9 protein-coding genes are annotated in these 11526 nt (G+C 46.0%); 5 read left to right on the plus strand and 4 right to left on the minus strand.

All coding sequences use genetic code 11. The annotated features are described in order from the left end of the window. Positions 1 to 426: 426 nt before the first annotated feature. Positions 427 to 1308, plus strand: a complete 882-nt coding sequence (locus ABTV53_RS03365) for a diacylglycerol kinase (RefSeq protein ID WP_017690659.1) — start codon at positions 427 to 429, stop codon at positions 1306 to 1308. Positions 1309 to 1336: 28 nt separating this feature from the next. Next, positions 1337 to 3106, plus strand: coding sequence for a 23S rRNA (uracil(1939)-C(5))-methyltransferase RlmD (rlmD, locus tag ABTV53_RS03370; protein ID WP_433750596.1), 1770 nt, complete (start codon positions 1337 to 1339; stop codon positions 3104 to 3106). A gap of 112 nt (positions 3107 to 3218) precedes the next feature. On the opposite strand, the gene ABTV53_RS03375 is transcribed toward rlmD, so the two are convergent. Continuing rightward, positions 3219 to 4157 carry a ketopantoate reductase family protein gene (locus ABTV53_RS03375; RefSeq protein ID WP_433750599.1) on the minus strand — a complete coding sequence of 313 codons (939 nt, stop codon included), beginning with the start codon at positions 4155 to 4157 and terminating at the stop codon, positions 3219 to 3221. A gap of 150 nt (positions 4158 to 4307) precedes the next feature. Between ABTV53_RS03375 and ABTV53_RS03380 the strand changes: the two genes are divergently transcribed. Further along, a complete protein-coding gene (locus tag ABTV53_RS03380) occupies positions 4308 to 4901 on the plus strand; it encodes a TetR/AcrR family transcriptional regulator (protein ID WP_433750602.1) in 594 nt (197 codons plus the stop codon). A 208-nt stretch (positions 4902 to 5109) separates the two neighbouring features. Here the strand turns inward: ABTV53_RS03380 and ABTV53_RS03385 are convergent, their stop codons facing one another. Continuing rightward, a complete protein-coding gene (locus ABTV53_RS03385; RefSeq protein ID WP_433750605.1) occupies positions 5110 to 5448 on the minus strand; it encodes a hypothetical protein in 339 nt (112 codons plus the stop codon). A gap of 219 nt (positions 5449 to 5667) precedes the next feature. On the opposite strand from ABTV53_RS03385, the gene cysD reads away from it, so the two are divergent. Beyond that, positions 5668 to 6567 (plus strand): sulfate adenylyltransferase subunit CysD, encoded by a 900-nt coding sequence (cysD, locus tag ABTV53_RS03390; RefSeq protein ID WP_253430176.1) that lies wholly within the window; start codon positions 5668 to 5670, stop codon positions 6565 to 6567. 1 nt (position 6568) lies between these two features. Continuing rightward, the gene (locus ABTV53_RS03395) at positions 6569 to 8242 is read left to right on the plus strand and encodes a GTP-binding protein (RefSeq protein WP_433750608.1); all 1674 of its coding nucleotides are present in this window, start codon (positions 6569 to 6571) and stop codon (positions 8240 to 8242) included. A 142-nt stretch (positions 8243 to 8384) separates the two neighbouring features. Here the strand turns inward: ABTV53_RS03395 and ABTV53_RS03400 are convergent, their stop codons facing one another. Together ABTV53_RS03400 and ABTV53_RS03405 are read right to left on the minus strand one after the other, a co-directional pair. Next, positions 8385 to 10151, minus strand: a complete 1767-nt coding sequence (locus ABTV53_RS03400; RefSeq protein WP_433750611.1) for a leucine-rich repeat domain-containing protein — start codon at positions 10149 to 10151, stop codon at positions 8385 to 8387. A 283-nt stretch (positions 10152 to 10434) separates the two neighbouring features. Beyond that, positions 10435 to 11316 carry a GNAT family N-acetyltransferase gene (locus ABTV53_RS03405; protein WP_433750614.1) on the minus strand — a complete coding sequence of 294 codons (882 nt, stop codon included), beginning with the start codon at positions 11314 to 11316 and terminating at the stop codon, positions 10435 to 10437. Positions 11317 to 11526: the final 210 nt, after the last annotated feature.

The raw sequence follows: 11526 nt of genomic DNA on the forward strand, positions 1-11526 counted from the left end.
ATTTGTAAATTTGTAGTATATCCATGTCATAATCATATGAAGGTATCGAAACCGAAGACTAATTCCTGTGCAAGCGGGCAGAATGGTTGAATAATGAGACTATTTTACATAAAAGGCAGTGGGGAAGATTCAGGATCGGTGCGTGAGGTTTATTGGGTAATGGATAGGTTAGTAGGTACCTATATGAAAAAATATACTTATGGATTATAGGCTAGGACATCTTTACATTTGATGATATGATAGGAGTTAAAGGCTTTGGAATGAGACGGAATTCCTGATGCATAGATATAGGTAAGACGAAAGATTAGAGCAGAATGAACGGAAGTTCATTGTTGTGTTAAAATTTTGCCCTTTTGTGGACTGATGCAAGGTAAGATTATGAGGTCGTATAGACTCATGGATAATGTGGAATAGGTGGCGTATGAGATGAAAAAGGCTCGCTTAATATATAATCCGACCTCAGGCCGGGAAGAAATGAAGAAACGTCTGGCTGATATTTTGCAGCGTTTGGATCAAGGTGGTATTGAAGCTTCATGTCATGCAACAACAGGTGAAGGTGATGCAACCCGCGAAGCTGAACTCGCGATTGAACGCGGATATGACATGATTATTGCTGCTGGCGGCGATGGCACATTGTACGAAGTCATCAACGGTATGGCCGAGCGGGAGAATCGTCCGCCGCTGGGTGTGTTTCCTTTGGGAACAACGAATGATTTTGCGCGTGCACTCGGCATTCCGAGACAGTGGGAAGATTACGTGGATCTGGTCATTAACCAGCAGCTTCGTCCGCTCGATCTGGGCAAAGCGAATGATAAATATTTTATCAACATCGCCGGTGGCGGATCATTAACTGAACTGACCTATGAAGTACCGAGTCGTCTGAAAACGATGATTGGGCAACTGGCCTATTATATGAAGGGTATTGAGAAAATGGCGAGCCTGTCTCCTCAGGAGCTGATTATTCGCGCCGACGGTCAGGAAGAGATTCATGATGAATTCATGTTATTCCTTATCGCCAATACCAATTCGGTCGGGGGCTTCGAGAAACTGGCTCCGGGTGCAACCATTGATGATGGTCTGTTCGATGTGATCGGTGTCCGCAAATGTAATCTGGCTGACATGATCCGCCTCGTAACGCTTGCGCTGCGTGGGGAGCATCTGAACGACAAGAAAGTAGTTCATTTCCAGACGAGTCATATGGAAGTTACGTCGCCGGGTTATGTGCAGCTGAACCTCGATGGAGAGTTGGGCGGCACGCTGCCAGCCACGTTTACGAACCTGCGTCATCATCTGATGTTGTATCGTTAAATATTAAAAAGAAAGAAGTGAATGTACGTTGTCTAATACGAACCGCAGCGGTCGTGGAAAAAACCGCCGGAATTCGGCTGCCTCTCAAGGGCAAGGGAACGCTTCAGCGTCCCGTCAGCCAAGTCAATCATCTCGTCCATCACCACGTCAGCAGGGAAAAGAGGTGCGACCACAAGGCGCATCTCTTTCTGCCGTTCGTCCAAAAGGGAGAGCGCGGGAATCTGCACCTATCGAAGGACTGCCCGTTAGCAAAAATGAAGAGACCGTCATCGACATCATTGGCATGAACCATGACGGTGAGGGTGTAGGTCGTGCGAATGGATACACGCTCTTTGTGCAGGGTGCGCTTCCAGGTGAAACTGTGCGTGTGCGTGTAATGAAGACCAAGAAGCAATACGGCTACGCCAAACTGCTTGAGATCGTGAAGGCAAGCCCGGATCGAGTATCCGCGCCATGCCCGATCTACGATCAGTGCGGCGGCTGCCAAATCCAGCATATGAGCTATGCCGGACAGCTTGCGTGGAAACGCCAGTTGGTCGTAGATAATTTGCAGCGCATTGGCAAATTGAACGTGATGGTGGAGGATGCAGAAACGCTGGCATCCAACGTGCCGGAAGATAAAGAGGGCGCCGAACAGCGTGTGCAGAATGACGCTTCAGTTGGTGAGGCGAATCAGACAACTGAATTGGCTACTTCTGAAGTGCAAATGATCGGTAGCAATCGTATTCGACTTCGCCTTGAAGGTGTCATGAACGAAGAAGATACGGAGCAGGGTATTCGCGTACTGCCTACGATGGGTATGGACGAGCCATGGCGCTATCGGAATAAGGCACAGGTGCCGATTGGCGTTACCGAGGGTGGTCTGGTAGGTGGTTTTTACGCTAAAGGAAGCCATCGCATCATCGATATGGAGAGTTGCCTCATTCAGCATGAGCACAATGACGAAGTGGTTGCGAAGGTGAAGGAGATCGGCAGTCATTTTGGAATTAGTGCCTATAACGAAGAGACAGGTCGCGGATTGCTGCGTCACGTTGTCGTGAAGAAGGCTTTCCGTACAGGTGAGATGATGCTCGTACTGGTCACCAATGGTCGAGATATTCCGTACAAAGATGAATGGATTGGCAGTATCCGTGAAGCGATTCCGCATGTAGCGAGTATCTGCCAGAATGTGAACAAAAAACAGACCAACGTCATCTTTGGCGATGAGACCCGCGTTCTCTGGGGCCGTGATGTAATCTACGATTATATCGGTGATGTGCAGTTTGCGATCTCGGCGCGTTCGTTCTATCAGGTGAATCCGGTGCAGACGGAAGTGCTGTATGGGAAGACGGTAGAGTACGCCGGACTGAGCGGCAAAGAAACCGTAATTGATGCCTATTGCGGCATAGGTACGATCTCTCTTTTCCTCGCGCAGCATGCGGATCAGGTATATGGGGTTGAGATCGTTCCCGAAGCGATTGAGGATGCTCGCAGCAATGCGCTCCTGAACGAGATGCGTAACGTGAAGTTCGAAGTTGGCGCATCCGAGGACGTTATCCCACGCTGGAAAGAACAAGGCATCGAAGCAGACGTGATCGTTGTCGATCCACCGCGTAAGGGATGTGATCCTCGTTTGCTGGACACCATTCTGGAGATGAAGCCGGAGCGCGTGGTGTATGTGAGCTGTAATCCGAGTACGCTGGCACGTGATCTCCGTGTGCTGGAGGATGGCGGATATCGGACGGTTGAGGTGACGCCAGTGGATATGTTCCCGCATACGGTGCATGTGGAGTCGGTGGCGATGTTAGTGAGAGAGTAGTGTCTTGAAGCCACATTTACCTGTTTAAATAGCTACTTAGCCCGAAGCTTCTAGAGTTCGGGCTATAATTGTTATAATCAAAGTAATTCATTCAGCGAAGGGTTTTGCCAGTTTATCCGTTTTTAATAGCTGTGTGTTGTTCAGTGTTTTCTAATGCCAAGGTAAGACGTGGCAAAGGTATACCTAACTTTTTGGCTTCTCTCACAACTTCAAGTACAGCAAAACTGGACGTACTATTATTATATTCAATGAAAAGTCGTGGTAAGCTGCCCTTTGCAAAAATAACCTTGTTAAACAGCAGGCCGAGAAGTGCCGATGGGATCTTGGTCAACAGTAGAGTAATCGCGTCCATCTTTGCACCTCTTGCTTTAAGAACAGGCTTCATTTCTCGCATACTCTTGCCGACATTTGCGAATGAGTCACGATGATTCAAGAGTGCTGGGAAACTTCCCCGTTTTAACACCTCGGTCTCCATCGCCGCATTCATGGCATAGTGATTCCATAACCAGCTTTGCATATCCTTTATTCCATTGATCTTAAAATGAGCGCTCTCAAATAGTTCTTTGACTTTCTTGTTTATTTGTTCCGTGCCTGCCCGTGGTTTCTCCAGAAATATCATTTTTAAAAAGCCGCCCCTAAGCCTGTTGTCCTCAATGCCGCCTCCTGCTCCTGGAAACCCGAAGACAACATTGTTCATAGACAGGGGCAATATCGATGATTTTAAATCCTGCCAGATATTATTGAATATTAGGATCGGGTTGTTACCAGCAGTAGTCGAAAGTATTCTTGCTGCTTCGGGAAGTTGCTCGGTGTTGACACTCGCAATAATGAGATCATAATTTGGGCTTATCTCCTCATGCAGATTGATTTTCCAGCTTTCTTGGATGAATTGTTTCCCTCTTCGTGCGTCCCACATTTCAAGCGCGATATGACTTCCGAACGTTTCTTTCCTCCCTTTCCTAACGTAAAACTCAACGATATGCCCTGCCTGTTCAAAAGCCCACGCATATTGGGTCGATATTACACCTCTACCGAAAAATAAAATTCTCATCTTAGCCTCCTATATATTCATATTCATCCTTGTTGATGATCCAACAACGTGTTGTATAATGTTATTGTATTGATTCACTATACGGTCATCAACCATCAGATTTTTAATATCTGTCGGATACTCGGGTGGAACAGAAAATGGAGGTCAATCATGAATAAGCAACCTGAAATTACGGAAAAAACAAGGCAGACATTTATACATGTATTCTGTGATTTATATTGCCGAAAACCAATCGAAAAGATATCCATTCAAGAGATTGCTAACCAATCAGGATATAATCGGAGTACATTTTATCAATACTTTACAGATATCTATGATCTGTTGGACTGCGTTGAAGAGCGTATGTTGAAATCGATCAAGGAAGAAATGGCAGGAAGAGAGATTTCTACACATACTTTCCAAGATGCACTTCAATGCTTGGAAAATGCAGAGGAAATTTCAGTTCTTAAAGCTGTATTGGGCGACTATGGTTCTGTTCATTTTGTGGAACGGTTGAAAAGAGAAATTCCCTTTGAGCGATTAATTATGGATTTTTCAACAGATGATGTCTTGGCACCATACATCATTGAGTTTTACATATCAACATTAATATCCATGTTTCGCCTTTGGATACACAGAGACAAAGATCTATCGTCGGAAGAATTGATCAAGCTGATCGATAGTCTATTTACAAAGGGGATAACACCGTATCATATCTTTGGCACGTCAATCCGCAACGCTCTGGAGTGTAGCGATGTTGGTTAGAAAGCGAAACATAAACAGAAGGGGTTCGAGTATTTATATATTCTCGAACCCCTTTTTTTGTCTTTGTTTTAATATCATCCATGGTAGTCTAAAAATCCCCATCATCCCAGATAGATAAACCTTTGCAGATCAGGCAGCTGGCTTAGGGTCTCGATATTGGAAATGGCATTGTTCTCAAGATGAAGCTCTTCTATGGCCTGCCAGTTGCTCATGAATTCGAGAGAAGCCAAATTGCTGTCTTGCAGAGTGAAGAACGCAGGGCGGACAGTTTCGCAAAGTAAGGCATCATTTGGTCAACTTCAGTAACAGAGGTATTGTTTATGCTGAAATATGGCTGCTCTAAGGTCAAATGTTCAATCACGCCGTTCTCAGCGGCCGATTTTTGTTCAAAATTCAGCCTGCACTCGGAGCACATCAGAGATTTGACCTGCTTCAAACGAAATAAAGCATCGCTCTCCATATATAGTGAAGAGTCGTAAATGTTCAGGGCCTCTAGGTTGGGCAAGCCATCTAGCTGTCTGTACTTTACAGGCGGCAGCTTTTTCAAGTTCCATGTCCCTCCGATTCCATTTGCAGCTCAGCACAAATCATTCGTTCAGGCGATTTTATTATAGGAGGAACCGCTACTCAATGCTGAATATTGTCGATTCAATCATAGACATCATAAATTTTACTTTTTTCCACTTTGCAATAAAGATGGAATCTGATAGGATAAGTTTATAAATACGATGGTTTTAGTGAGGATTAAAAAGGAGGCCGCCTTGCCATGCAAGAATTAACACATCTGGATCAACTTGAGGCTGAAGCGATATACATTATCAGAGAAGTAGCAGCGGAGTGCGAGAAACCGGTCATGTTGTATTCCGTCGGCAAGGACAGCTCGGTCATGTTGCACTTGGCCCTAAAGGCTTTCTACCCCGAGAAGCCGCCGTTTCCATTCATGCATATCGATACAACCTGGAAATTCAAGGAAATGATTGAGTTCCGCGACCGAAAGGCGAAGGAATTTGGTATCGAGATGATCGTGCACTCCAATGAAGAGGCTATTCAACAAGGAATTAACCCCTTCGACCATGGTTCCGCATATACCGACATTATGAAAACCACAGCCCTGAAGCAGGGATTGGACAAATACGGATTCACGGTTGCGTTCGGTGGCGGAAGACGTGATGAGGAGAAGTCGCGTGCGAAGGAGCGGATTTTCTCGTTCCGGAACAAGAATCACTCGTGGGACCCGAAGAACCAACGTCCGGAGATGTGGAAGCTGTTCAACACGCGAATCAACAAGGGAGAGAGCATTCGAGTCTTTCCGCTGTCCAACTGGACTGAGAAGGATATCTGGCAATACATTCGTCGGGAGAACATCGATATCGTTCCGCTTTACTCCGCCGACGTAAGACCGATCGTTAATCGTGACGGGCATATCATCATGGTGGATGACGAGCGGATAAAGCTTGAGCCTGGCGAGAAGGTAGAGATGAAGAAGATTCGCTTCCGCACGTTGGGTTGTTACCCGCTCACGGGCGGAGTCGAGTCCGATGCTGTTACGCTGGATGAGATCATTGAGGAGACATTGGGTGCGTTATCTTCCGAACGGACCAGTCGGGTTATCGATCAAGAAGCGGCGGGAAGCATGGAACGACGCAAACGGGAGGGCTATTTCTAACATGAAGAGTCTACTTAAATTCATTACCTGCGGAAGTGTGGATGATGGCAAGTCCACGCTGATCGGACATATGCTCTATGAGGCCAAGCTGCTGTTTGCCGATCAAGAACGCGCGCTTGAGCTCGATAGTCGATTGGGAAGCCGAGGCGGCAAAATCGACTACTCGCTGCTCCTGGATGGTTTGCTGGCCGAACGCGAACAGGGGATTACCATTGATGTGGCATATCGTTATTTTACTACGTCTCATCGTTCCTTCATCGTGGCGGACACACCGGGACACGAAGAGTATACGCGCAACATGGCTGTAGGCGCTTCCTTTGCCGATCTAGCCATCATTCTGGTGGACGCTACCAAAGGCATCATTACCCAGACCAAACGCCATGCCCGGATCTGCGCCCTGATGGGGATCAAGCATCTCGTATTGGCTGTGAACAAGATGGATCTGGTCGGCTTCGATCAGAGGACGTTCGAGGCAATCAAGGAAGAGTTCATCCAAACGACGGCCGAATTCCAAATCAAGAGCATTCAGGTCATTCCCGTGTCCGCTACGGAAGGGGACAACATTACAACCCAGTCGCCGAATGCACCCTGGTACGAGGGGTTAGCATTATTGCCGTATTTGGAAAGTATAGATGTTCATACTACCGATGATACGAAGCCTTTCATGATGCCAGTTCAGCGTGTAAGCAGACCGGACCATACGTTCCGTGGGTTCCAGGGTCAGATCGAGGCTGGAAAGATTTCGGTCGGAGACGAACTCATGACTCTGCCAAGTCGGGAGAAAGCCAAGGTTAAGCGGATTTTGGTGACGGACCAAGCTCAGGATTCGGCTTATGCTGGCCAACCAGTTACGATACAACTGGACCGCGAAGTTGATGTCTCGCGTGGTTGCGTGCTCACGATGGACAATCAAGTCCAAGAAGCTGACAGCTTCGCTTCTACAATCCTGTGGATGGACGATTCCGTCCTGACTCCGGGCAAGCATTATTGGGTAAAGGTCGGAACGAAGACTCTTCCAGGCACTGTAACGGCGATTACCCATAAAATTGACATTAACACGGGCCATACCGTTCCGGCCGATCAAATTGTTAAGAACGAATTGGCCAAGTGTGAATTCACGCTGTCGGATCAGATCGTCTTCGATTCCTTTGAACACAATAAGAGCATCGGAGGTTTTATCCTCATTGATCGTGTCACCAACATGACGTCTGCTTGCGGAGTCATCGATCAAGCTCTGAAGGGAGAAAGCCGATTTGCCACGCTGGATACGGGGATCACGAGAGATGTTCGCGCCCAGCAGAAAGGACAATCTCCGCTCACGGTATGGTTTGCTGGCTCGGATACGGTAGCTCTCGCCAAGGAAGTGGAGAAGCGACTAATGTCATCCGGTTACCATACGATGCTGCTTGAGAGCGTCAGTGGAGAAACGCTCCGCGGCACGGCGGAGATGGCAAAGGTGTTGAACGACGCCGGCCTGATCTCACTGGTATCCCATGATTCTATCAGTGAGGGCGAACTTGAGACAGCTCGAGAGATCATCGGGGGCAAAGGATTTATCGAAGTTAACGCGGACGAGATCGGCGGAATGTCCATCCAGGATGCCGCGAAATCCGTGGTTAAACGAGTCGTGCAATCCGTTATCGATCACAGTCCTTCGAATAACTACGACATTTAAATTAAAGGCTTCTGACTTGACTTAAAACACCGAAAGGGTTCCCCATGCAGGAAGAACTGCATAAGGGGAACCCTTTTTGTCTTTGTTCCGATACCATCCACTAACTACAGTAGTCTAAAACTCCCATCATCCCAAACGGTAATTAATACACATGCACACCCGTACCAAGCACGGATTTGTTTTGTACGGCATTACCGGATAGATATACCTTTTGTAGATCAGGCAGCTGGCTTAGGGTCTCGATATTGGAAATGGCATTGTTCTCGAGATGAAGCTCTTCTATGGCCTGCCAGTTGCTCATGAATTCGAGAGAAGCCAAATTGCTGTCTTGCAGAGTGAAGGAACGCAGAGCGGACATGTTGGCAAAGTAAGACATCATCTGGTCAACTTCAGTAACTGAGGTGTTGTTTATGCTGAAATATGGCTGCTCTAGGGTCAGATGTTCAAGCACGTTATTCTCCGCGGCCGTTTTTTTCTCAAAGTTCAGCCTACACTCGGAGCACATCAGAGATTTCACCTGCTTCAAACGAAATAAAGCATCGCTCTCCTTATATAGTGACGAGTCGTAAATGTTTAAGGTCTCTAGACGGGACAAGCCATCCAATGCGCCAAAACGGGTTATTTCATCGATCTCCCAGAGCGATAGTTGCTCCAGCTTCGGAAATTTCCCCAGCGCCGCCAAGTTCAATTCACCGCTTCCGCCACGGAGCGTCAGACTGGTTGCAGCCTGGGCCTTTAGCCCGGGGAGAAAAGAGCTTGGGATTTCCACTCGCCCCACATTAGGTAAGGTCAGCACTTCTGCTTTCTCGTAATAACCGGACAACGTTAATTCCCGCAGAGAGGGCAGACTGTTTATGGCTTTTACCGAGCTAAGCTGACTTAGTGAAGCCAGACGTAGTGTAGTAATGGAGTTTTTGCCGGCCAAGGGCTCCAGGCTTGAGAAGTTTACGTTTTCGAGATCAAGCGTTTGAAGAGCAGGCATATTTTGCACAAAGTCGATGGACTTTACATTCGTTAAAAAGGACAAATGAAGCTCCTGAAGCTGGGTCAAGGCGTACAACGGCTGCAGGTCAGTGGTTTCACTGTGCTGTATAGACAAGGATGACAGCCCGGTCATGGACGATAACCATCCGAGTTCATCGACAAAGGTGAGCGACAGGGACTTGAGTGGCAGTTGATTCAACAGAAAGAAATCCGTTACGGACTCATCCACATAGGTAATGGATAAAGAACTCAGATTAGGAAACTCCAGTAGCAAGGCCAATTCCTCATTGCTGCGAAGCTGAGTGGTAAGCTCCGTAATGTTAGACTTGTCGCCAAAGTAGCCCGAAAACTTGCTAAAAGATTCGTTAAAAGCGCCTCCATAACTTTTTAATCCGGACATATGGGCCAAAGTGGTTTGATCCGTCTGGGAGATTTCATAGGTATTTGTCAGGTCCAATGCCGTCAGTCCCGTAAAAGCTTCAAAATCTCGCTGATCAATCCGCTGGCTATTCAATTTCTTGTCCTGAGTCACATAAGTGATCTTCTCGGCCTGTTCATCGCTGAAGGGATCGGAGAGGCTATATGTAAACTTCCACTGATCATTCTCCGAATGCTCTACGGTTAAATAGCGAATACGAGCTAATTCCTCCTCTGTTGGCAAGGCGGACCCTTTATCAAAGATATCTCGCAAAAATGAGAGCAGAACCTCGCTTTCGGGCATCTTTCGCACAGGCAGATTGGCTTCTGTATTTGAATAGGTGGAGCTGTTGCTATAATAAAAATATGTACCGATCGCGCCAGTTAGGACAAACATCAGTATCAGCATTACCTTTAATGAGGCGGTCTGCTTCAGCGGTGCTTTAGGGGGCGTTCCATGGTAATGATTAATGGTCTGGTCCACGTAATAGACATGATTTTGCTTCAATAAAAGCTCTGTTTCACAATAGGGGCACTTTGAAATTTCACCCTCTTTGTATTCAATTCTACCGTTGCAATTGGGACAGTTTAACGGGATAAAGGCCACGAATGTCCCCTCCTTCGTTATGATTGTGATAAGATCATGCTGAACGGGCATCTGTTTTCATTATACCTTGTGAATTTACGTTTAATGAAAGAAAGAAGTTTCACATAACGAAGAGGAGCAGGGAAATCTTGCTCCTCTTTGATCTTTTTAAAGTTTAGCTGGTGGTGGGATATTACATAAGTCATTAAGCGATCGAAGTAATCGGATGTTTAACTTGCACCGGGTAGAGATGCTCATCAGGGCTTCTTACAAATAAACCTTCATTGGTGAGGGTACTTTTTAGAACGAGATGTTCTGTTGCATCTGGTGTGAAATGGAAGGTTATTGTCTCCGTATACTCATCTGCAATCTTATCCAAGATATCTTTCATATTTATTTTGTTTAAGCTAACAACGTCGAAGAGCTCAATATGATTGTCTTCTTTCTGATAAATTACAATGACGTTTTCGTTTTCCAAGTAATTAATATTATTACTAAAGACATTCAGGCAATAAAACATGAGTATTCCTTGAGTATGGGCGGTTCCGAAATGTTGCGAAACAGGCAGTCTTTCCAATGCAAATTTCTGAATAAGATGTAAATCATCCGCGTTAGCAACATCGAGTTTCCGAATGTTCGCAGGTTTGGGTGATTTTTTTGCCGTATAATCCATTGAAAAAAGATGTTCTTCCACCGGCTTAAAACCAAACTTGGGGTAAAAATCAAGGACCGATTCATTGGCAAAAAGGTACATGAGATCGTACTTGTTGTCGTATTCCTCTAAAATTTTGTTCATTAAACGAGTGGATAGTCCTTTCCCTCGATAGTCGGGATGTGTCATCACTGTGCCGATTTGAATCGCTTTTTTCTTCTCCCCGTGAATGATGAGCTCAAGGATGTTAACGGAAGCGTTGGCAATAACCTGATCTCCGTCCACAAATGAAAAAGGGATGTAGTTTTCGCCCCAGCATCCGTGTTGGTACCAGTTTTCAAAATCAATCTCAAACGTGTTGGCAGCAAGCTCGAAAAAACTCTTGCGCAGTACTTCATTGTTTTTATAATTCTTTATAAATGTTAATTCTTGCATGGTATTCCCCTCGGCTTTCGATAAGTCTAGGATTAACAAGTGATTTAACTTACAATTCTACCAAATATTATTCGACAAACGTTTCTGAACCCCTCTTGAAGATATGAACCATTCAGTCCATAAATGTTGAGAGTAAAATTAGATAAAACGCTTGCTCCCAGAGCAAACCATTAGCATATATAAAGTTCTTGGCTTTATCCATGGATGCTG

The organism is Paenibacillus amylolyticus (genome assembly GCF_050990605.1).
Lineage (GTDB): Bacteria > Bacillota > Bacilli > Paenibacillales > Paenibacillaceae > Paenibacillus > Paenibacillus amylolyticus_H.